The sequence below is a fragment of the Gordonia sp. SID5947 genome (genome assembly GCF_009862785.1).
Lineage (GTDB): Bacteria > Actinomycetota > Actinomycetes > Mycobacteriales > Mycobacteriaceae > Gordonia.
On sequence record NZ_WWHU01000001.1, the window covers coordinates 441,826 to 464,173 of the forward strand.

A 22,348-nucleotide genomic window follows, 5' to 3' on the forward strand; every position below is an offset into this window, starting at 1 on the left:
CTCGACGGCATCGCGAAGCACGCTCTCAGGCACGGGGTGTCGTCGATCCGTCGGGCTCGTCAGACCGGTCGGGACCCCGGAACCAGGAGACGACCCGGCCGAGGCGCAACGGATCCCGCCGTGTGAGTGAGACCGCGGCGAGTACCGACAGCGCAGTCGCGAGGAGTACCTCGGGGAGTTTGTAGAACAGGATCGAATCGTCGGGCTGGAACACGATGAGCATGAACGTGGAGACGCCGACGACGGTCGCGCGTACCCACCCTGGCAGCGTGAACGCCACCGCGAGGCACAGCACCCACGTGTAATACCAGGGGAGCGTGGACGGTTCGAGGAGCAGGACCGCGAGCATCGCCCACGTCATGCCTGCCATCGCGCTGCGTTCGTCGCGACGGTGCGACCACCACAGACCCACCAGGATGATCGCGAGCACCACCATCCCGACCGCGCGCGTGACCCCCAGCACGGGTTGCAGATTCAGCGCGGTGAACGGGGCGGCCACCAGCGTCACGAGGTGCCCGGCGAGGGTGGGCACCGTGAACCAGTTGATGATTCGATCCGCCCACCCGAGGCCGGTCAGCCAACCGAGACCCAGCCCGAGCAGCGCGGTGCACACGCCGAACACCGCGACGGTGATCCCGATCACCGAGGCGAGGACCCGGGCCACGTCGACCGGCTCGACGCGCCGGCGGGCGCGGATGTGCGACAACCAGATCCACAGCACGAACGGGATCGCGATACCGGCGGTGACCTTGATCGACACCGCCAGTCCGAGCACGACGAGACCCGTGACGTGTCGGCCGGTGACGACCAGCGCGACGCCGGCCACGAGGACACCCATCATCAGCAACTCGACGTGACTGCCGGCCACCAGGTGGATGAGGACCATCGGGTTGGCGAGCGCCAGCCACAGTCCGGCCTGCGGCGATGCGCCGAAATGGCCGGCCAGTCGTGGAATCGCCCAGAGCGCCAACAGAAGTCCGGGCAACAGGACCAGCCGGATCGCGTAGACCCCGAGAATGACGTGGTCGCCGGTGATCTCGGTGACCACCCGGGTCATGCCGACGAAAAGTGGACCGTAAGGTGCCGTGGTGGTCGCCCAGACCTGCGCCATGCTGTCGAGGAGCGGTCCGGGAAGGTGTGCCGGCCCGTCTGCATACGGGTCGAATCCTTCCCGGAACAACGCTCCCTGTCCCAGATATGCGTAGACATCGCGGCTGTAGACCGGGACGGCGAGGGCGAGCGGCGCGGCCCAGCCCACTATTCCCCAGCGGAACGTGCGCACCGAGAGCGCCACCCGGTCGGTGTCGAGCCGGCGTCCCAGACGTACCCAGGCGATGACCATGGTCGCGACGCCGAGCCAGAAGACGCTGCCGAACAACGTCTTGCCGTGCCCGTACGTGATTGCCGACAGGCCCAGGTCCTGGGCCACCGTGCTGTTCCGCGCGATGTCGCCGACGCCGAAGCTGCCGATGCACACGAGGACGGAACCGATGAAGCCGACCAGCAGGTCCGCGAACCCCGCCTCGCGAACCGACTGGCTCCAGCGAGATCGCGGGGATTGGTCGCGGGTCGCGGTCACGGCCCGATCCTACGGCGCGGCGATTCGCCGAGCGTCGCGACGACGCGCTCGGCGGCGAGCCGCCCCGACACCAGCGCCGGCGGGATGCCGTCTCCCGGCACGGTTGCCGCACCTGCCAGGAACAGATTGTGGCTCTCCGGCCACCGGTTGGGGGTTCGCAGCGGACCGGTCTGTCGAACCGTGTGAGCGGCGCTGAACGGCGTTCCGGCCGGCAGGCCGGCGGCCGCCCACGTGCCGGGGTCGTCGACGCGCAGCACGCGCAGAGCCGTGTCGATCTGGTGATGGCCACGCGCGGCGAGTGTCTGCGGGCATTCGTCGACGTAGGGGCCGGCGAGGGCCTCCCATGGCAGGTTCGCGGTGGTCAGATCGGGGCGAGGGGCGAGGACGGAGACCGGCTCCATCGGACCGGTCAGGCCGGGGTCGGACAGTGCGGGACGTGTCACCAGGAACGATGGATCACGCATGAGGCGTCCCGGAGTGCGGGTGAGGTCGACGAACTTCTCTGTCCAGGCTGCCGCGAAGTCGAGAGTGTGATGGTGCCCCGGCCAGCTCTCGGTGACCGAACGTGGTGCGAGACCGTGGATCACCACGGCACTCGGGGAGTACCGGAGCCGGCGCCACCGCGGACCGCGCGGCAACTCGGCGCCCAGCAGCCGTGCCGTCTCGGCGATCGGTACGGCGGCCACCACCGCATCCGCCGGGAGGGCGTCGCCGGAGTCGAGGCGGACGCCCGTGACGCGTGATCCGTCGCGGTACAGGGCGGTTGCGCGGGTGGACAGTGTCACCGTGGCACCGGCATCCGGATCGACGTCGATCAGTGACGGCATGGTGAGAACCGTTGCCCCGGTGTCGAATCCGACGGCGCCGAGGGTGGAATCAGGTCCGCGCGGCTCCGCTGCGGGTGTCTCGGTTCGGACCAGCCCGCCCGCGCTCGGCGACCCATCGACGACGGTGACCCGGTGGCCGAGACCGGTGAGCCGCAGCGCCGCCGAGAGACCCGACATCCCCGCGCCGATGATCACCACCCGGTCGCGGCGACGTGCGCGCGTCGCGGTCACGTCGAGCGGTGGGCGATGCGGTGGGCGAAAACGCTCAGCTCGACACGGACCGGATCGGACATGTCGGCCGTCGCGAGGGTGGCCAACGCAGTGGCGAGCAAACCCTCGATCTGGGTCTCGATCTCATCGACCGCGCCCACGTCGGTGAGGATCGCCCGGGCGCCGCGGACCTCATCGTCGGTCAGCGGTCTGCCGATGGCAGCACGGAGTCGGGCGGCGAGTGCCGGATCGCGCTCGCCTGCCCGCGCCAGGCCGACGGCGAGCAGCGCGGTGCGCTTGCCTGCGACCAGGTCGTCACCGGATGGTTTGCCGGTTCGTTCGGGATCGCCGAAGACACCCAGGAGGTCGTCGCGCAACTGGAACGCGACGCCGAGGTCGTGGCCGATCGAGCGGAGATCGCTGATCAGTGGTGCCGGGGCCGAGGCGAGGGTCGCCCCGAGTTCGAGCGGCCGGGCGACCGTGTAGGCGGCGGTCTTGAACCGCATCACACGGTAGGCGGCGCCGACCGATTCGTCGCCCCCCGCCTCGTTCACGATGTCCAGATACTGGCCGCCGAGGACCTCTGTGCGCATCGACGACCACACCCGCCCGACCGCTGCGGGCAGGGCACGCGGAGCGGATTCGCCCGGCTCGGTCGCGTCGCCCGGACGATGTCCGTGGACCATGTCATCGGCCCAGGCGAGGGCGAGGTCACCGAGCAGGATCGCGGCGGCCACCCCGTGATGCGCGGCGTCGCCCGCCCATCGGTCGTCGAGGTGGCTGCGCTCGAACACCCGGTGCACGGTGGCGTGGCCGCGTCGGGTGTCGGAGCGGTCGATGATGTCGTCGTGGATCAGGGCACACGCCTGCACGAGTTCGAGGGAGGCGGCGACCCGAAGTGCGTCGTGTGCGGAAGGGGCTTCCGGTCCGGGGGCCGGGTCGCGCGCCGACGATTCCAGGCCGGCGAGCCAGCCGGCATAGGCGAAGACGGGACGAACTCGTTTGCCCCCCTGCAGGACGAAGTCACGAAGGACCTCGCCTGCCGCACCCACCTGGGGATCGATGTCGGCTGCGACCGGGATCGCGCGCGCGAAGAAGGCCTCGAGGGCGGCCTCGACGGCTGAGGGTACGGCCTCGAGGGTGTCGGGGGTCGGCAGCGCGGACGTCACCCTGCCAGGCTAGTGCCGCGGACGGGGTCGGTCGGGGAGCCCGGCCCCGACGGTGCCGGAGCTGTGGTCCGTACAATGTGCGGGTGACCTCATCCCCAGTCAGGGCTCCCTCGATCGTGGACCGTTTGTCGGCACCCCACCGCGGCCCCGTCCCGTTTTCTGTGGAGTTCTTCCCGCCCAGAGACGCCGACGCCGAAGCGAGGCTGTGGCGCGCGGTGCGCACGTTCGAGCGACTGGGCCCGGCCTTCGTCTCGATGACCTACGGTGCAGGTGGTTCCACCCGCGACCGCACGGTCCGTATCACCGGCGAGCTCGCCGCGCAGACCACCCTCTTGCCGGTGGCCCACCTCACCGCGGTCGATCACAGCATCGACGAACTGCGGGCTCTCGTCGGGGCGTACGCCGATCAGGGCATCACCAACATCCTTGCGCTCCGGGGAGATCCGCCGGGGAATCCGCTCGGCGAATGGGTTCAGCACCCGGAGGGTGTCGCCTACGCCGAGGAACTGGTCCGGCTGATCGACCAACTCGGCGATTTCCATGTCGGTGTCGCGTCGTTCCCGGAGGGGCACCACCGGGCACCGTCGCTCGAGGACGACACCCGCACCCTGGTGAACAAACTGCGAGCCGGCGCCGAGTACTCGATCACCCAGATGTTCTTCGATGTCGAACACTTCCTTCGGCTGCGGGACCGGTTGGTCCGTGCCGACCCGGAGCAGGGGGCCAAGCCGCTCATCCCCGGGATCATGCCGATCACGTCGCTGGCAAGTGTGCGGCGGATGGCCGAGCTGTCGGGGTCGGTGATCCCAGCGGATGTGCAGGCGCGATTCGCGGCCGCCGCAGGTGACGGCGCGGAGGAGAATCGCGAAGCGGTTCGAGCCGTCGGCATCGACTTCGCGACCGAGATGGCCCAACGCCTCGTGAGCGAGGGCGTTCCGTGCATCCACTTCTGCAGCCTCAACTTCGCCAAGGCGACCAGTGAGGTTCTCGAGCGCCTCGGAGTGGACACGTCGTCGGCGCTGAGCGCAACCGTCGGCTGAGGCCCCGGCGGCCGTGGATCAGCGCCCGGCGGAGCCCGCCGTGGTGGTCTGTTCGGACGTCCCGGGTTTTGTCGTCGCAGATCCGGTGCTCGGCGGGCCGGAACGTCGCGGTCGTCCCGGACGGGGACTGCGATCCCGTTTGAGGTAGGCGAGCCAGCCCACGATCGCCACCGTCGCGAGACAGAGCAATGCCAGGAACCACGACCAGCTGCTGACCGCGGCCGTGGCCGGGTCGGGGTAGGTGGCGTCGGCGGTGAAGTCCGAGGGCTTGCGCGGCTCCGGCGTCCAGGTGACGGTGCTGTCGCTGATCTGGTCGCCGTTGGTGGCGCTCACCGGACCGCCGAACGTCACGGTGAGTTCGACGAGGTCGCGGTTGGGTGTCAGATCGGTGAGGTCGGCGGAGCCGCGGAAACGGACGACGTCGCCGCTGCGCTTCGCCGCCAGATCCATGCTCATCGCGGATTCGCCGAAGGACGCCGACACGATGTCGCCGAGTTGGCTGAACTGTCCGGCTGTGAGATCGGTGAAGACCGCTCGGGTGCCGACGCGCGGAATCACCTTGTCGTTGGCGGCGCCCTCGCCCGGGGCGGCGCTCGCACCCGGGCTCGCCGGGGCCGACGGCGTGGGGGAACTGCCGGGGGCGGCAGTCGTCTCGGACTCCGGCCGGGTCGAGTAGTCACTGAGGGTGACACTCGACCCCATCGACTCTGGGACGTCGAGCTTGGGTGCGCCGCGAGGGTTGTCCGGAGAGGTCGCCACGACGATGGTGCCGGAATACCGGTCGCCGACGGTGGTCGAGCGTTCCAGACAACCCGTGAGCAGGGGACCGGCAGCCATCAGGGACACCAGCAACAGGACCGCGGACCTACGGGAAGACGAGCGCACGTTGCTCATCGTGCCAGATGCGCGTGAGCAAGCCGATGCCGACGCGCACGGTCACCTGCGAAGCGCCAGGTGCGCCGAGATCCGGCCGCTGGCGCCGGTCACGCCGCCGCCGGGATGGGTCGACGCCCCGGCGAGCAGGATGCCGTCCGCACCCGGGACGGAGTGTGCGGACAGGTCGGGGTGGGGGCGCCAGAAGAACATCTGATCGATGCTCATCTCGACGTGCATGATGTTGCCGCCGAGCAGACCGAGCTCCTGCTCGAGGTCGTCCGGGGTCTGGATGTGGGTGTGTTCGACGTGTTGGCTGAATCCGGGCGCGTGCCGATCGAGTTCCGCGCCGATCGCGGCGGCCGCATCCCGCCCGGCCTCCGCCCATGATCTGCCGCCTGCGAGTCGATAGGGATGCCACTGAGCCCAGATGTTGACGAGGTGTCTGCCAGGTGGGGCGAGCGAGGGGTCGATCGCCGAGTATCCCATCGCCACGCAGGCCGGGCGTTCGGGCAGGTCGCCGACCGACGCCGCGGCGTGGGCCCGTCGGAGCTGCGCGCGATCGGTCACCAGCAGGGCCAGCGCCGAATGAACGCCGTGCGCGGGGAGATCTGACGGCAGGTCGCGATAGGCGGGTAGGGCATCGGTGCCGAGCCGCACGGCCATACCGATGCCGTCCCCGATGACGATCTGCGACCGCCAGCGTTTCGCGGTCTCCTGGTCGTAACCCCCTGCGGTCAGTAGGTCGAGGGTGGTGGCGATGTGACAGGCGGCGATCACTTTGCGCGCGCAGTGGCCCTCGCCGTCGATCGTCCGGACCTGCCAGTGGTCGCCGCAGCGGGTGATCGTGGTGGCGGCCCGCCCCAACAACACCTCACCGCCATCGCTCCCGAGCCGGTTGAGGAGCGCTTCGGTGAGTGCGCCGCTGCCGCCGATGGCGCGCCCGGGCGGGATGTCGTGCTGAAGTGCGGCGAAGCCGATCATCGGAGCGGTGCCCGGTGCGCTCATGGGCGGCCCGGATTGCGCACCGAACCAGGCCAGTGCCGCCTTGAGCGGTTCGGAGGTGAACCACCGATCGAGCAGGGCGTCGCCCGAGGACATCAGCTCCTGCGTGAGGGAGAGCATCGCGCCCGTCCGGCGCCCGATGAGCCCTGTGCGCGCGGAGTCGGCAGTGCGGGTGAGACCGGTGAATGCCGCGGCGAACCGCCCGGGACCCGCGGGGAGTAGAAGGAGCGCATGACGGCCTTGGCCCGGGGCCGCCACACCTCGACGAACCGGCGGTAGGCCTCGGCGTCGGAGGCGCCGACCGCGCGCTCGATCGACTCGCAGGTCGCGGCGAGATCGGTGCGGAAGATGATCGGCCCGGTCCGGTCTGTCGAGGGGGCGAACGCCCACGGGTCACAGTCGACGTAGCGCAGTCCGTGATCGGCGAGTGCCAGTTCGTCGAGGATCGGGGAGTGGCGGATCATCAGGTGCGCCGACGACCCGCGATCGACCCGGTAACCCGGGAAGCGTTCGATCGTGGAGACGGCGCCACCGGCGACCTCGTCGCGTTCGATCACGCGCACCGATCGGCCGGCCCGAGCGAGGTAACCCGCCGCGACCAGTCCGTTGTGGCCCGCCCCGACGACGATCGCGTCGAGTGGCTGATGGGTCCGATCGCCGTCGGGACTCACATCGGGTACCTCCGTCTGGTCGTCATGCACGGGTCGGTTCGTCGGGCACCAGTGGAAGCGGCCGCCCCAGGAAGGCGAAGGGCCGCGGGTCTCCGGTGAAGGTGAAGTGGCGCAGGATGTCGACGAAGCCCATGCGCCGGTAGAGTGCCCACGCCCGATTGTCCTCGGCGGGCGCCTCGGGTGTCGACAGCAACACCTGGGCCTCTGGGCGACCGGCGAGCAGCCGGCCGAGTAGCCATTGTCCGATCCCGCGGCCCTGGGCGGTCGGGTGTACGTGCAGTTCGGTCAGCTCGAAGTAGTCGTGGGTCATCGCCTCGACGAAGGAATCGGAATGCCCCGCCTGACGGAGGCCGATCCGGAGCTGCTGATTCCACCATTGGTCGCGCGCGCCTCGATAGCCGTAGGCGATGCCGACGAGGAGCTCGTTGTCTGAGATGGCCACCGGCCGGGACAGCCGCCTGCGCGCCATCTGCGGGGAGGTGATCTCGGTGGGCGGCACCGTCGCGACCGCCCCGATCGCACGCCAGCCCGGCCGGGTGATGTGGTCGCGCCAGAGTGCCGCCCGGTGGATCTCGGTGCCGCGGGGATAGTTCATCGCGGTCACGTAGATGTCGAGGGCGGGTTCGAGCCAAATCCGGGAATCCTGGCCGGTCAGATCAACGAGGCGGATCGTCAACGAACGTCTGTCCTCTCGTCGGACACTGGAGATCGGGGTCGCCCGTCGCCTTGAAGGTGACGGAGGTGCTAGCTATATTGAATATGTCGAACGGGTGTTCGATGAATCAGCCTCCGCAAGCTGTTCTGTCCCACCCGCCGACATCGGGCGCCGGCCCGACGGCGACGAGGGAAGCGTTTGCTGTCGGGCCGGCGTTGTATACAGCAGTCGCACGTGCACAACGGCGGACGACTGACCACGGGGAGGTGGACATGCCCAATTCGACTCCGACGACCGGGACCACGACGGACATCGATCCGATCGTGGTGGGCCGTAGCCGTGACCTGCTCGACCGCGCCCAGAACCTGTTCGACAACGCCGACGGTGTGGACGACTCCGCCGAGCGTTTCCGCCAGTACTACCTCACCGCCCTGCGTGCCGCGGGTGCCGCACTGGAGATCCATGAGCCGTCGAACCGGCCGGTGCGGCGTCGGCATTCCCGCAGCGCCTGGAACCGCGTGCCGGTGGTGGTACCGGAACTCGACGACCACGCCGCCTACTTTGCCGCCCGCTCGCGGACGCGTCTCGACATCGAGGCCGGCCTGGTCCGCGCGGTCGACGATCGGATGCTGCAACAGATGCGCCGGAAGGTCATCGAGTTGCTCGATGCGGTCGAGGCCCTGCTGATCTCGTACGAACAAGGCAAGTTGCCCCACCAGGCCGCCCGTACGGATCGGACGGCCTGACGGTATGATCCGAGCCAACCTCGGGTAATGGTGGTCGCCGGGTGAATCTCCTCGTATCATGAGAAATTGAAGCCGCAGACGGCGGCAGACGGCGTCGACATCGAGCAGGACCGGCAACGGCGATGCGGTCGGGTCGGTGGAGTGGGAGTTAGGAGGGTCGGTGCCTCTTTCGGAGCACGAGCAGCGGATGCTCGAACAGATCGAAAGCGCTCTGTATGCCGAAGACCCGAAGTTCGCGTCGAGCGTCAAACGCCGTCGCCTCGGACGGTCCAGTGGCCGGCGCCGCCTGCAAGCGGTCGCCATCTTCGTTGTCGGTCTGGTCCTCCTCGTCGGTGGACTCGTCGTCGAGGTGCGCGTCGGTGGCTTCCCGATCATCAGCCTGATCGGCTTTCTGGTCATGTTCGGGGCGGGGTTGTTCGCACTCTGGGGTGGCGGCACCCGGTCGGCGGGAGCTGACGGTGCGCAAAGCCCCGGTGCCAAGGAGTCACGTGGCAGCGGACCCAAACGAAAGTTCTCCGAGCGCATGGAAGAGCGGTTCAACCGCCGGTTCGAGCAGGAGTAGAACTTCCGCCGGGTGAGTTCCCGGCTGTCAGGTCGTTTCCAGACCGCACACCAGGCCGGTGTGCGGTCTTTTTCGTGTTCCCCCTCCGCGGCGGAACCTTTGTGGTGCCCCGCCCGGCGTTCCCCCTCCGCGGCGGAACCTTTGCCGCGCCCCACCCTGCGTTCCCCACCGCGCCCCACCCGATTCCCCACCGCGCCCCACCGGAGCGCCCCACTACGCCCCACCGCGGCCAACCCTTGCGTCACACCTGGAACTTTGGCGCTTTTCAGCACCATTGCCACCACGCGAAGTTGGCTGCGACGCGCCGTGTCGCGCGGTGCGGCCGCACCAGATCAAGCCACTGAACTGGGCTTTTACGATCGTGAGGGGAATGCGTGGGCGTCGGGGGTGGAAAGTGGAGGAAAGTGGGGTACTGTGGCAGCACTGGGTGAGACGGACCGGACGTCGAACTCGGTAGGGCAGGAGGTGGCGACATGTCCGTGCGATTTGTCGGCACCTACACACCCAAGTTGGACGACAAGGGGCGGCTCACGTTGCCCGCCAAGTTCCGCGACGCGTTGGCAGGAGGGGTGATGGTCACACGAGGCCAGGACCGCAGCCTGTCGGTGTATCGGGCCGACGAGTTCGATGCGATCGCGGAACGGACGATGGCGGCATCGCGGAACAACCCCGAGGCTCGGGCCTATCAGCGGTACTTCTTCGCGAGTACCGATGAGCAGCGGCCCGACGGGCAGGGCCGGATCACCCTGTCGGCCGAACACCGGACCTACGCGGGCCTGTCCAAGGAGTGCGTGGTGATCGGCGGGTTCGACCACCTCGAGATCTGGGACGCGCAAGCATGGAGCGACTACCAGAGCCGGCACGAGGAGGACTTCTCCGCCGCAGGCTCGGCCGCCCTGGACGCGTTGCTCTAGCAGGCACGCGATCGGGCAGACAGATGAATACGGGATCGGATGGGTCGAGGCCTCGGCCCGGAGCGACCCTGGCGTACTTCCCCAACGCCAGGTGCGCGATCGGGCCGAGACCCCGCCTCATCGGAGAAGCCCCGTTGCGAGCCCCTACCGCCCGCCACCGACGAATCGAACCGCACAGTCCGAGGAGGAGGTCGGTGAACGCACGCCACGAGCAGCCGGACGGCGAATCCGACCGGCGCTCTCCGCACACGGAGCCGGGCGACGCTGTCCGCCGGTCCGGCGAGTTCGGACATCTGCCGGTGATGGCCGACCGGATGGTGGAACTCATCACGGCGGCATTCCCCGGGGCCGGCAGCACCCCCGTCTTCGTGGACGGCACGCTCGGTGCCGGTGGTCACACCGAACTCATCCTGCGCGCCGATCCTCGTGTGCGGGTGATCGGTATCGACCGGGACAGCAACGCCCTCGACATCGCACGCGACCGGCTGTCGGAGTTCGGTGATCGGATCACGTTCCATCAGGCCCGATTCGACGAGATCGGCGAGGTGCTCACCGACGCCGGCGTCGACCTCGTCGACGCGGTGCTCTTCGACCTCGGTGTGTCGTCCATGCAACTCGACCGCCCCGACCGCGGTTTCGCCTACGCGGTCGACGCGCCGCTCGACATGCGGATGAACTCTTCCGAGACCACAACTGCGGCAGACATTCTCAATACCTATTCACACGGCGACCTGGCGCGCATCCTCTCCGAGTACGGCGAGGAGCGGTTCGCCGGGAAGATCGCGTCGGCGATCGTGCGGGAGCGTGACCGGGAGCCGTTCACCACCAGCGCCCGCCTCGTCGAGCTGCTCTACGCCGCCATACCGGCCGCCACGCGCAGGACCGGCGGGCATCCCGCGAAGCGTACCTTCCAGGCGTTGCGTATCGAGGTCAACCACGAACTCGATGCGCTCCGTCGCGCGCTGCCCGCGGCGCTGTCGGTCCTGCGGGTCGGTGGGCGGGTCGCCGTGATGAGCTATCAGTCGTTGGAGGACCGGATAGTCAAGCGGGAGTTCGTCACTCGCACCACATCTACGTCACCGCTCGGACTCCCGGTCGAATTGCCGGATTCCGCACCGGATTTCCGTCTGATCACCCGCGGCGCCGAGCGAGCGAACGACCAGGAACAAGCGGAGAACCCTCGGTCAGCCCCGGTGCGTGTCCGGGTGATCGAACGTGTCGACGAGAAGGATCGCGCATGACCCTGTTGCAGGACATCGAGATCGACGATGACCATGTCGGTGCGGACGAGATCCGCCGGAGCCGACGGCATTCGGGATACGAGAGCGAACGGGCGACCCGGTCGCGCGCGGCGCAGCGCGCGATCGATCGTCGGCGCAAGCGACTCGAGCGCGATGAGCGGGCCGACCAGATCGCCGGCCGGTCAAAGGCGAAGGCGATGCCCGTGGCGGGTCGTCCGCTCTCGGTGCGTGCCCGAATCGCCGGAATTCCCTTCGTGGTACCGGTGCTCGCCCTCCTCGTGGTCGGCCTCGGCCTGAGCCTGCTGCTCTCGACGAAGGCCGCGGCCGATTCGTATCGACTCGGTGAGGAGCGTCAGGCGAATCAGGCGCTGCTCGATCGCCGTGACTCGCTCAAGCGGAGTTACGAATCAGGCGACTCGGCACCAGAACTGTCCGACAAGGCATCTCGTCTGGGCATGATCCCGGCGAAGAACCCGGCTCGGATGGTCGTGAACGGCACCGGACGGCCGCGGGTGATCGGCGATCCCGAAGCCGCGCAGGGTCGCGCCATGCGTTCGATCAACCCGCCGACCGGTCCCGATCCGGTGTCCAGCATCGACCCGAAGAAGGTCGACGACTCCGAGGGGCTTCCGGGCGGCACCATGTCATCCACTGGCACGCAGCAGGATTCGTCGACGGAGCCGTCGTCCGGATCGGCTGCCGGCGCGACGTCGAACCCGGCGCCCGCCCCGACGACGGCGCCCGGCGCGTCGTCGGCCACCACGCCAGATGCCGCGGCACCGGGACCGGGGGCGGCCGCGCCGCCCGCGCCCGCCGTCCGCCCGGCGCCCAACGTACTGCCGACGAACCAGAACGCGCCGGGCGCAAATTCGCCGGAATCCCGCTAACAGCGTGGACAATTGGCAACCATGACACGTGCCGTCTTCCAGCGTTTCGACGCGGGTTCGTCAGGTCGCGGTCGAGGCGGCCGTGGTGGTGCCGGAGGTGGTCGCGGAGGTTCCGGCGCCGGCGCAGGCGGCCCGCAGCGTCCTGAGACATTTCTGGGTCGAAGCCGGATCGCCGGGGCGCTGGTGATCCTCGCGGTGATCGCAGTGGCGGTCCGGATGATCGTGGTGCACACCGTGGAAGCGTCGTCGATCTCGGCCCAGGCGGCCCAACAGCGGGAGTACACCCAGATCCTCACCGCCAAACGCGGCGCCATCCTCGATCGCAACGGCCGTCCGTTGGCCTACACCGACGAGGCGCGATCGCTCACCTTCCTGCCCAAGGCGGTGCGCAAGACGATCGACGAGGCGCACCAAAAGGATGCCGCGTTGCCCGATGTGGACGACCGCCTCGGTGAGATCGCGAAAGGCGTGTCCTCGGCGCTCGGCGGCTCGATCAGTGAGCAAGATCTGTTGTCGAAACTCAAGAGCGACGACACCTTCGTCTATCTCGCCCGATCGGTGAGCCCCGAGGTGGCCAACAAGATCACCGAGGAGTTCCCGGAGGTGGGGGCAGATCCGCAGAGCATCCGCCTCTATCCCGGAGGGTCGTTGGGCGCCAACATCATCGGCGACGTGAACTACGACGGCAACGGCCTGGTCGGCCTCGAGGCATCCCTCGATTCGCAACTGGCGGGTACCAACGGTTCCAAGACCTACGATCGAGGTTCCGACGGGGCGATCATCCCGGGCAGCACCCGCAATGTGCATCCGGCGATCAACGGCGCGACCGTCCGGCTCACGATCGACTCCGATGTCCAGTGGTTCGTGCAGAGTCAGGTGTCGGCGGCCAAGGCCGCATCGGGTGCCAAGAACGCCTCGGCCGTGGTGCTCGACGCCAAGACCGGCGAGGTGGTCGCGATGGCGAACGACAACACGTTCAACGCATCGCAGCCACTGGCAGACCAGCAGAACGCCGACCTCGGCAATCGTGCGGTCACATCGCCGTTCGAGCCCGGTTCGGTCAACAAGATCATCACCGCCTCGGCCGCCATCGAGTACGGCGTCACCACACCGACGGAGGTCCATCGCGTCCCCGGCAGCATCAACATGTCGGGTGTGACGGTCAACGATGCCTGGTCTCACGGTGTCGAGCCGTTCACGACGACGGGGATCTTCGGCAAGTCGTCGAACGTCGGGACCCTGATGCTCGCCCAGAAGGTCGGGGAGAAGCGGTTTGCGGACTTGGTGGACAGATTCGGTCTCGGGCAACGCACTGGTGTGGGGTTGCCCGCCGAGAGTGCCGGCGAGGTCCCGGCGCTGAGTCAGTGGTCGGGCGGTTCGTTCGCGAATCTGCCCATCGGACAGGGCTTGTCGATGACGTTGCTGCAGATGACGGGGATGTATCAGACCATCGCCAACAACGGCGTCCGGGTGCCGCCGCGGATCATCGAGTCCGAGCGGCGCGATGGCCGCGACACCGAGGACCTGGCTCGGCCAGACGGCGTGCGAGTGGTCAGTCCCCGGACCGCGGAGACGGTCCGGAACATGTTCCGGGCTGTCATGCAGAAGGACCCGATGGGCGTACAGCAGGGGACCGGTTACACGGGAGCGGTCGCGGGTTACCAGATGTCGGGCAAGACGGGTACCGCCCAGCAGGTCGACCCGAGTTGTGGTTGCTACTCGAATTCCAACTACAACATCACCTTCGCGGGTATCGCTCCGGCCGATAACCCCCGCTACGTGATCGGCATCATGCTGGACAATCCCAAGCGCAGCTCCGACGGTAGCGGTGGACAGTCGGCGGCACCGATGTATGGCACCATCGCGTCGTGGTTGCTGCAGCGCGACCGTGTACCCCTCTCGGGTCCCGCGCCGCGGCTGACCCTGGAGGCGCGCTGACCGCAGGGGGTCAGGCGACGAAGGGCGCGCACCGATGTCGATCGCGTGCGCATCCATACTCACCCGTAACGGACAGGGTTCGCGCTGACGGTATCGTGAGTGCGTTCCGGCGAGCCCGACCCGGGCCGCCCGAGTCGAGCAACGAGGGAGGCGGGAGGCACAGATGGCGTCTACTCGCCGTACCCGGGCGAAGCCCGGCACGGGAATGCTTCGTCCGAGCACCGTGGCACCGACGCCGGTATCCGTGTTGTCCACGGCAACCGGCGCACGAGTGGATCTCATCGGCTCCGCGTCCGCGGACACCGAGGTCACCGGCGTGACCTTGCGTGCCCAGGACGTGGTTCCGGGGATCTGTTCGCTGCGCTGCCCGGCGGGCGCACCCATGGCGCCCGCTTCGCAGATCAGGCGGTTGCCGCCGGTGCAACCGCGGTGCTCACCGATCCGGCGGGGCGCGCCGAGCTGACCGAGGTCCTCGGTTCCGACGCGACATGCGCGGTTCTCATCCATCCGAATCCGCGAGAGGTACTCGGTCCGGTCAGCGCCCGGATCTTCGGCTACCCGTCGTTGCGACTGAAGCTGATCGGGATAACCGGCACCTCGGGCAAGACCACGACCGCCTACATGGTGGAGGCGGCCCTGCTCGCCGCGGGGCACTCGGTCGGCCTGATGGGCACGGTGCAGACGCGTATCAACGGCGTCGCACAGCCCAGTGCACTCACGACGCCCGAGGCCCCGACCCTGCAGGCGATGCTGGCGACGATGCTCGAGCGTGGTGTCGATGCGGTGGTGATGGAGGTGTCGAGCCACGCCCTCGCGCTCGGTCGCGTCGACGGTGCCCAGTTCGCGATCGGGGCGTTCACCAATCTCTCGCAGGACCACCTGGATTTCCATCACTCGATGAGGGCCTACTTCGACGCCAAGGCACGACTGTTCGCGCCGTCGTCGCCGACGCACGCGGTGCGGCCGATCATCTGCGTCGATGACGAGTGGGGACGGCGGATGGTCGACATCGCCCGTTCGGACAAGCAGTCACCGCCGGTGACGGTGTCGACCGGGCCGGTGCCGGCTCACTGGCATGCCGGGCCGTCGACGGTGGACGCCGACGGCGCCCAGCACGTGACCGTCACGGGGCCCGGCGGCGACCAGGAGCTGGTGGTACCCCTGCCCGGGCGCTACAACGTGGCGAACGCCCTGACCGCGGTGGCCATCGCCGTCGGCGCAGGCGTCACCCCGGCGGCGGCGATCGGTGCGATCGCCGACGTCTCGGTTCCCGGCCGGCTCGAGCGGATCGACCGGGGACAGGATTTCCTCGTCGTCGTCGACTATGCCCACAAGCCGGCCGCGCTCGAGGCGGTGATCGCCACCCTGCGGGACCAGACCCGAGGGCGGATCGCGGTGGTGGTCGGTGCGGGTGGCGACCGGGATGCGGGTAAACGGCCGATGATGGGTGAGATCGCCGTTCGCGGTGCCGAACTCGTCATCGTCACCGACGACAATCCGCGCACCGAGGACGCGGCGGCCATTCGCGCAGAGGTCCTCGGCGGTGCCCGCGCCCCCGATGTCGGCGGCCCAGCCCACGAGGTCAGGGAGATCGGCGATCGGGCCGCGGCCATCGCCGCGGCTATCGCCTGGGCGGAGCCGGGTGACACCGTGCTCATCGCGGGCAAAGGACATGAGACCGGGCAGGAGGTCGACGGCGTCAAACACCCGTTCGACGACCGCCTGGTCGCCGGGGCCGCACTCGATGCATCGATCGCACAGCCGACCACGGGGGAGGGCGGTTCGTGACCACCACACCGACTGTTCTCGTCGCGTCGTCGGTTCGTGTCGACGACGTGCGGGTCATGCTGCGTCGACTGGTCGAGGCAGGCGCTACGCCTGCCGGCGCCGATCAGGTCCGTACCTGGGCGATCCTGGGCGAACTCGCCGCCGACGACGGGCTCACGGAGAACGAACTCGTCGTCGAACACGACCGTCTGGGCCGGCAGATCGTGCGGCTGGCCGTCGACAAGACGCTGTGCGTCGGAGAGTCGCGCGCGGTGCGCGCACTGCACCAGGGGACCGTCATGGAGGGGTCGTGGGGCGACGAGGTCCGGATGGTCGCGACCGTCGATGAGGCACGTGATCTGCTGACCTCCGACGAGTGGCGCCCAGGGCCGGGCGACGTGGTCCTGCTGGCCGCGGCCGACCCGGCGGTCGCGGAACTCGTGGAGCTCTGGCCCGAGCCCGGGGGCATCGCGGGTGGCAGCGCCGAGCACGAGACAACCGGGCGCGCGGGCACCACGACCGAAGGTACGGGGGACGGGCCATCGAGCATGTCGACGACGAGGACGAACGAGTGAGGGCGGCAAGGGTGACAGGGCAGACAGGGATGACGCGGTGACACAGATCCTGATCGCGGGTGGCATCGCGCTCGCGGTGTCGATCCTCCTCACACCGTTCCTGATCCGGTTGTTCACCCGGCAGGGGTTCGGGCAGGAGATCCGGGTCGAAGGCCCGCAGAGCCACCAGACCAAACGCGGTACCCCGTCGATGGGTGGCGTGGCGATCCTGGTCGCGTTGTGGGCGGGCTATCTGGGCTCCCACATCGTCGGGATGTTCACCGGCGGAACGGGCGTCACCGCGTCGGGACTGCTCGTCCTGGGCTTGGCCACCGCGCTGGGCGGCGTCGGGTTCCTCGACGACATCATCAAGATCCGCAAACACCGGAATCTCGGTCTCAACAAGACCGCGAAGTCGCTGGGGCAGTTCGCCGCCGCGATCCTTTTCGGCGTGCTGGTGCTGCAGTTCCGCAACGACGCCGGGTACACACCGGCGAGCACGAATCTGTCGTACGTCCGGGACATCGACGCGATCTCCATGTGGGCGGTCGTCTTCGTGGTGTTCTGCTGGCTCGTGGTCGCGGCGTGGTCGAATGCGGTGAATTTCACCGACGGCCTCGACGGGCTCGCGGCCGGCTCGATGGCGATGGTGCTGGGTTCCTATGTCCTGGTCACCTTTTGGCAGTACCGCAATGCGTGCTCCGGAGGGCCCAAGTCGACCCAGGAGATCACGCCGGGTTGCTATGTGGTCCGTGATCCACTCGACCTCGCCCTGATCGCGGTGGCCGGTGGTGGCGCGTGTCTCGGCTTCCTGTGGTGGAACGCCGCACCGGCCAAGATCTTCATGGGCGACACCGGGTCGTTGGCCCTCGGCGGGATGCTCGCCGGCCTGTCGATCACGACCCGCACCGAATTGCTCGCGGTGGTCATCGGTGCGCTGTTCGTCGCCGAGATCATCTCGGTGGTGATCCAGATCGCGTTCTTCCGCACCACGGGCCGCCGCGTGTTCCGGATGGCGCCGTTCCATCACCATTTCGAACTGGGCGGCTGGGCCGAGACCACGGTGATCATCAGGTTCTGGTTGCTGACGGCCATCGCCTGTGCGTTGGGTCTGTCGTTGTTCTACAGCGAGTTCCTGGCCGTCAGTGGCTGATCAGCGGCCCGACATCGATGTGACCGCACTGTCGGGGACGACGGTGCTGGTGGCCGGTGCCGGCACCGCGGGCCGGTCGGCGGCTCGATACCTGCTCGACGTGGGGGCGCAGGTGACGGTGGCCGATGCCCGGTTCGGCCCGGACGAACCCGTCGCCGACGAGCTGTCCGATCTCGGCGCGCAACTGGTGGGCACCGCGTCGCTTCTCGACGACGAATGGCCGGCGGAGCCCGCCCTGGTGATTGCTTCGCCGGGGTTCTCGCCGACACATCCGCTGATCGTCCGCGCGCTCGAGGCCGGCGTACCCATCTGGGGTGAGGTGGAGCTCGCCTGGCGCGTCGATCGCGCCGGGCTGCTCGGCGAGCCCCGCATCTGGCTGGTCGTCACGGGAACGAACGGCAAGACCACGACCACGTCGATGCTCACGGAGATCGTCGTCGGCGCCGGTCGCTCGGCCGCGGCGTGCGGCAACATCGGCCTGCCGGCGCTCGATGCGATGCGGCAGACCCCGCGGGTCGACATCCTGTGCGCAGAGTTGTCGTCGTTCCAGCTGCACTGGGCGCCGTCGGTGGCACCTGATGCAGGCGTGGTGCTCAACATCGCCGACGACCATCTCGACTGGCACGGATCGTTCGACGCGTACGCCGAGGCAAAAGGTGCAGCACTGCGCGGCGCCGTCGGGCTCGTCGGCCTCGACGACCGGACCGCGTCGTCGCTGCCGGTCGCCGGACGCCGCGTCGGCTTCACCCTGGAACCACCGCGCGACGGTGAGCTCGGTGTGACCGATGCGCAGATCGTCGACCGAGCCTTCGGGCCGCCGGGGACGGCCCGCCCGATCATCGAGACGGCAGCCATCCACCCGCCCGGCCCATCCGGCGTTGCCGATGCCCTGGCGGCGACGGGACTCGCGCTCGCGGCAGGGATCCCGACCGCGGCGGTCGCCGAGGCGTTGCGCGGCTTCCGGCCTGCAGCGCACCGCGGCGAGGTGGTGGCCCGCGTCGAGGATCTCGACTACATCGACGATTCGAAGGCGACCAATCCGCATGCCGCCGAGGCCGCGATCGCGGGGCATCGGCGGGTGGTGCTCGTTGCAGGCGGACTGCTCAAGGGCGCCCGGGTCGACGACATGATCCGACACACGCGGGACCGACTCGCCGGGGTCGTCGCGATCGGCCGTGATCGCGAGTCGATCGTCGACGCGATCTCGCGACACGCCCCAGAAGTCCCAACAGTCACAGTATTCACAGGGGACGATGGTCGCGTGACTGTTCAGCACGCGACCCCAACCCTCGGGAACGAACTGCCCGCCGGACTGAGCACCCCGGCCGAACCGCCCTCGGCGGCCGTCGGATCCGACGACACCGAGTCCGATCGTGCCGCGGTTGCCGTCATGGGCCGAGCGGTCGAGGTGGCCGCGCATCTGGCCCGAACCGCCGAGGACCGCCCGGACGCGGTGTTGTTGGCCCCGGCGGCGGCCTCGCTCGACATGTTCGCGGGGTACGGCAGGCGCGGCGACGCGTTCGCGGCGGCCGCGCGGTCCCTCCCGGGAGCGGTCGACGTGAGCGGAACATCTCGATGAGCACAAAGCAGGCGAGTACGAAATCGGCCCCCGGCAAGAAGGACTCTTCGACCGCGACGAGCACCACCTGGCCGGCCGCGGTGGTCGAGGCGGTGCGCAACCTGTTGTCGCGGCCACTCGCCTCCTACCATCTGATCCTCACGATCGCTCTTCTCCTCACCGTGTTCGGTCTGGTCATGGTGCTGTCGGCATCGTCGGTCGAGGGCTATTCCAAGGACGGGTCCTCCTACGGTCTCTTCGCGACCCAGATGATCTTCGCGCTGCTGGGCCTGGTCGGGTTCTACGTCATGCTCCGGCTGCCGGTACGACTGCTTCGCCGAATCGCGGCGCCGCTGATGATCGTCACGACAGTGCTGCTCGCGCTGGTGCTCATCCCGGGCATCGGCACGCTGAGTCAGGGCGCGCGGCGGTGGTTCGTGATCGGCGGGCTGTCGGTGCAGCCGTCAGAGCTGGTGAAGGTTGCCCTCTGCGTCTGGGGTGCGCACCTGCTCGCCTCGAGACGACGGGACAACGCCTCGCTGAAGGAGCTGCTGATCCCGCTGGTCCCGGTGGCGATGCTGGTCTGCCTGCTGATCATCCTGGAGCCGAACCTCTCCACCACCATCACCATCGCCATCATCGTCGGCGCGCTGCTGTGGTTCGCCGGCCTCCCGGTCAAGGTGTTCCTCACCTTCGCGGCGGTGGGCGCCGCGATCGCCGTGCTGCTCGCACTCGTCGAGGGCTACCGATCCCAGCGCGTGCTCAGCTTCCTGGGCAGCATCGACGACCCGCAGGGTGCGGGATATCAGGCTCGGCAGGCCACCTACGCGCTCGCCAACGGCGGCGTGTTCGGCGTCGGCCTGGGGCAGAGCCGGGCGAAATGGAATTATCTGCCGAACGCCCACAACGACTTCATCTTCGCCATCATCGGTGAGGAGTTGGGGCTGATCGGTGGGCTGCTCGTGGTGATCCTGTTCGCGATCCTCGCGTTCATCGGATTCCGGATCGCCGTTCGGTCCGTGGATCCCTTCCTGCGTCTGATGACCGGCACGATCACCGTGCTGATCACCGCCCAGGCCTTCATCAACATCGGCTACGTCATCGGTCTGCTGCCGGTCACCGGTATCCAGCTGCCATTGCTGTCGGCAGGTGGTACGTCGACCCTGACGGTGCTCGCCATGCTCGGGTTGCTGGCCAGCGCCGCCCGACACGAGCCGGAAGCCGTGGCCGCGCTCAGCGGTGGCGAACCCGGACGCTTCGGCCGTTGGCTGCGGTTGCCGGCCCCGGTGGCATATCGCCCCACCCGTGCCGACGTTCTGCGTGATCGGCTCGATCAGCGCCGCCCCGACCGCGTTCGCGTGGCCGCGCCCGATGCGCCCTCCCGCTGGGCGCGTCTGCGTCAGGGCAAGCCCGCCGAGGACCCGGGTCGTGGCCGGGCGCGGCGCCCGGCTCCGACCACCCGGACACCGCGCACAGCCGCTGTCCGGGTCGACTACCGTACGGGGTATTCGGGAACGGGTACCCGCCGCGGCGGTCCGGTCCAGCCGCGTACGAATCGCGGCGGGAGCGGTGCTTCGGCCACCGGGCGGGCCGGGTCGGCACACCAGTGGCGGCCGGCGGGCCGTTCCACCTGGTCGCGGCACTGAAGACGGTCGAGACCGCACGGCAGCCCGAACGTGGCGGCCGACGATGCGGAATGGAGTTGGGCACGGGTGAGTTCTGAGCGAGGCCGATCGTCGGATCGGCCGTTGTCGGTGGTGGTCGCCGGCGGAGGTACCGCCGGACACATCGAACCCGCGCTCGCCGTCGCGGACGCGGTGACCCGTCTGGATCCGACGGCCACGGTGACCGCGCTCGGCACCACCCGGGGTCTGGAGACCACCCTGGTGCCCGAGCGGGGCTACCCCCTGGAACTGATCCCGCCCGTCCCGCTGCCCCGGAAACCGGGCCTGGAGCTGGCCAAGACGCCGGCGCGCCTGCTTCACTCGGTCTCTGCGACTCGCTCGGTGTTGAGCTCGGTCGGCGCCGACGTGGTGGTCGGTTTCGGCGGCTATGTCGCCCTGCCGGCCTACTTCGCGGCGCAGCTGCGGGTCCGTGGCCGTCATCGGCTGCCGATCGTCATCCACGAGGCCAATGCGAGCGCCGGGATCGCGAACAAGGTGGGCGCGCGTTTCGCCGATCGGGTGCTGGCAGCGGTGCCGGGCTCCGGGCTGGACGCCGAGGTGGTCGGCATCCCGGTGCGTGGCGTCATCACCGAGCTCGACCGTCCGGCGTTGCGCGCCAAGGCGCGCCACTACTTCGGCCTCGACGAGGACGCACCGACGTTGTTGGTTTTCGGCGGATCGCAAGGCGCGCAACGACTCAACGAGGCCGTGTCCGGCGCGGCGGGTGCGCTCGGCAAGGCAGGCATCGGTGTGCTGCACGCATTCGGACCGAAGCACACGATCGATCCTCAGTCGCCACCCGGTGCGCCCCCGTATCGCGGGGTGGGCTACCTGAAGCGGATGGACCTCGCCTACGCGGCGGCGGATCTCGTGATGTGCCGTTCGGGCGCGATGACGGTCGCCGAGATCTCGGCCACGGGGTTGCCCGCGATCTATGTCCCGCTTCCGCACGGCAACGGCGAGCAGCGGCTCAATGCGCTCCCGGTGGTGGACGCCGGCGGTGGCATCATCGTCGACGACGCCGAGCTGACCGCGGACTGGGTGGCCCGGGAGGTGCCCGCGATTCTCGCCGACCGGGCCGGATTGGCCGAGATGTCGGCCGCGGCCACCGGATCGGGTCATCGGGACGCCGCGGACGCGGTGGCGTCGGCGGCGCTGGAACTGGCCGTCGAGCATCGCGCGGGCGCCGGACGGCGTCGCCTCCGTTCCGCGTTTCGGGCGCCCGGATCGGCCTCGGACCGGTGAGAATTGACGGGTGTGATGGCGGCGGTGACGAGATGCGTGGCTTCGGCCACGGTGATGGCGATGCCGGACGGCGGGCCGGGGAGGTGACGC

17 protein-coding genes and 2 pseudogenes are annotated in these 22,348 nt (G+C 69.0%); 13 read left to right on the top strand and 6 right to left on the bottom strand.

The genetic code is table 11. The features are described from left to right. Positions 1-25 precede the first annotated feature (25 nt). The 3 genes from GTV32_RS02150 to GTV32_RS02160 form a co-directional block, all read right to left on the bottom strand. Positions 26-1,507, bottom strand: a complete 1,482-nt coding sequence (locus tag GTV32_RS02150; RefSeq protein WP_202422011.1) for an alpha-(1->6)-mannopyranosyltransferase A — start codon at positions 1,505-1,507, stop codon at positions 26-28. Positions 1,508-1,575: 68 nt separating this feature from the next. Continuing rightward, complete coding sequence (locus tag GTV32_RS02155) at positions 1,576-2,637, bottom strand: FAD-dependent oxidoreductase (protein WP_343287186.1); 1,062 nt, start codon at positions 2,635-2,637, stop codon at positions 1,576-1,578. Continuing rightward, entirely contained in the window at positions 2,634-3,785 is a 1,152-nt protein-coding gene (locus GTV32_RS02160) for a polyprenyl synthetase family protein (protein WP_161058751.1), read from the bottom strand. The genes GTV32_RS02155 and GTV32_RS02160 overlap by 4 nt, the downstream gene beginning before the upstream one ends. Before the next feature lie 83 nt (positions 3,786-3,868). Here GTV32_RS02160 and GTV32_RS02165 point away from each other — a divergent pair, with 83 nt between their 5' ends. After that, entirely contained in the window at positions 3,869-4,825 is a 957-nt protein-coding gene (locus GTV32_RS02165; protein WP_343287187.1) for a methylenetetrahydrofolate reductase, read from the top strand. Between the two features lie 18 nt (positions 4,826-4,843). Here the strand turns inward: GTV32_RS02165 and GTV32_RS02170 are convergent, their stop codons facing one another. The 3 genes and pseudogenes from GTV32_RS02170 to GTV32_RS02180 form a co-directional block, all read right to left on the bottom strand. Beyond that, positions 4,844-5,719 carry a DUF3153 domain-containing protein gene (locus tag GTV32_RS02170; RefSeq protein WP_237421468.1) on the bottom strand — a complete coding sequence of 292 codons (876 nt, stop codon included), beginning with the start codon at positions 5,717-5,719 and terminating at the stop codon, positions 4,844-4,846. A gap of 42 nt (positions 5,720-5,761) precedes the next feature. Further along, positions 5,762-7,374, bottom strand: a pseudogene (locus GTV32_RS02175) (NAD(P)/FAD-dependent oxidoreductase). A gap of 22 nt (positions 7,375-7,396) precedes the next feature. Continuing rightward, positions 7,397-8,050: an N-acetyltransferase gene (locus GTV32_RS02180; protein ID WP_161058753.1), complete on the bottom strand. Its 654-nt coding sequence runs from the start codon at positions 8,048-8,050 to the stop codon at positions 7,397-7,399. A 251-nt stretch (positions 8,051-8,301) separates the two neighbouring features. On the opposite strand from GTV32_RS02180, the gene GTV32_RS02185 reads away from it, so the two are divergent. The 12 genes and pseudogenes from GTV32_RS02185 to murG all read left to right on the top strand — a co-directional run bounded on the left by GTV32_RS02185 (position 8,302) and on the right by murG (position 22,258). Next, positions 8,302-8,775 carry an SAV_6107 family HEPN domain-containing protein gene (locus GTV32_RS02185; RefSeq protein ID WP_161058754.1) on the top strand — a complete coding sequence of 158 codons (474 nt, stop codon included), beginning with the start codon at positions 8,302-8,304 and terminating at the stop codon, positions 8,773-8,775. Between the two features lie 160 nt (positions 8,776-8,935). Next, positions 8,936-9,337 carry a DUF3040 domain-containing protein gene (locus GTV32_RS02190; RefSeq protein ID WP_161058755.1) on the top strand — a complete coding sequence of 134 codons (402 nt, stop codon included), beginning with the start codon at positions 8,936-8,938 and terminating at the stop codon, positions 9,335-9,337. 473 nt (positions 9,338-9,810) lie between these two features. Continuing rightward, positions 9,811-10,251 (top strand): division/cell wall cluster transcriptional repressor MraZ, encoded by a 441-nt coding sequence (mraZ, locus tag GTV32_RS02195; protein ID WP_161058756.1) that lies wholly within the window; start codon positions 9,811-9,813, stop codon positions 10,249-10,251. A gap of 293 nt (positions 10,252-10,544) precedes the next feature. After that, positions 10,545-11,492, top strand: coding sequence for a 16S rRNA (cytosine(1402)-N(4))-methyltransferase RsmH (rsmH, locus tag GTV32_RS02200; protein WP_272918244.1), 948 nt, complete (start codon positions 10,545-10,547; stop codon positions 11,490-11,492). Next, a complete protein-coding gene (locus GTV32_RS02205; protein WP_161058758.1) occupies positions 11,489-12,379 on the top strand; it encodes a hypothetical protein in 891 nt (296 codons plus the stop codon). Before rsmH ends, GTV32_RS02205 begins: the two co-directional genes overlap by 4 nt. Positions 12,380-12,400: 21 nt before the next feature. Beyond that, positions 12,401-14,317, top strand: a complete 1,917-nt coding sequence (locus tag GTV32_RS02210; protein WP_161058759.1) for a penicillin-binding protein 2 — start codon at positions 12,401-12,403, stop codon at positions 14,315-14,317. 163 nt (positions 14,318-14,480) lie between these two features. Then, positions 14,481-16,105 (top strand): annotated as a pseudogene (locus GTV32_RS02215) (UDP-N-acetylmuramoyl-L-alanyl-D-glutamate--2,6-diaminopimelate ligase). A 56-nt stretch (positions 16,106-16,161) separates the two neighbouring features. Further along, positions 16,162-16,659: a UDP-N-acetylmuramoyl-tripeptide--D-alanyl-D-alanine ligase gene (locus tag GTV32_RS02220; RefSeq protein ID WP_237421655.1), complete on the top strand. Its 498-nt coding sequence runs from the start codon at positions 16,162-16,164 to the stop codon at positions 16,657-16,659. 37 nt (positions 16,660-16,696) lie between these two features. Continuing rightward, positions 16,697-17,791: a phospho-N-acetylmuramoyl-pentapeptide-transferase gene (gene mraY / locus GTV32_RS02225; RefSeq protein ID WP_161058760.1), complete on the top strand. Its 1,095-nt coding sequence runs from the start codon at positions 16,697-16,699 to the stop codon at positions 17,789-17,791. Next, a complete protein-coding gene (gene murD / locus GTV32_RS02230) occupies positions 17,784-19,370 on the top strand; it encodes a UDP-N-acetylmuramoyl-L-alanine--D-glutamate ligase (protein WP_343287188.1) in 1,587 nt (528 codons plus the stop codon). The genes mraY and murD overlap by 8 nt, the downstream gene beginning before the upstream one ends. Then, positions 19,367-20,995, top strand: a complete 1,629-nt coding sequence (gene ftsW, locus GTV32_RS02235; RefSeq protein ID WP_161058761.1) for a putative lipid II flippase FtsW — start codon at positions 19,367-19,369, stop codon at positions 20,993-20,995. The genes murD and ftsW overlap by 4 nt, the downstream gene beginning before the upstream one ends. A 66-nt stretch (positions 20,996-21,061) precedes the next feature. Next, positions 21,062-22,258, top strand: coding sequence for an undecaprenyldiphospho-muramoylpentapeptide beta-N-acetylglucosaminyltransferase (gene murG / locus GTV32_RS02240; RefSeq protein WP_161058762.1), 1,197 nt, complete (start codon positions 21,062-21,064; stop codon positions 22,256-22,258). Positions 22,259-22,348: the final 90 nt, after the last annotated feature.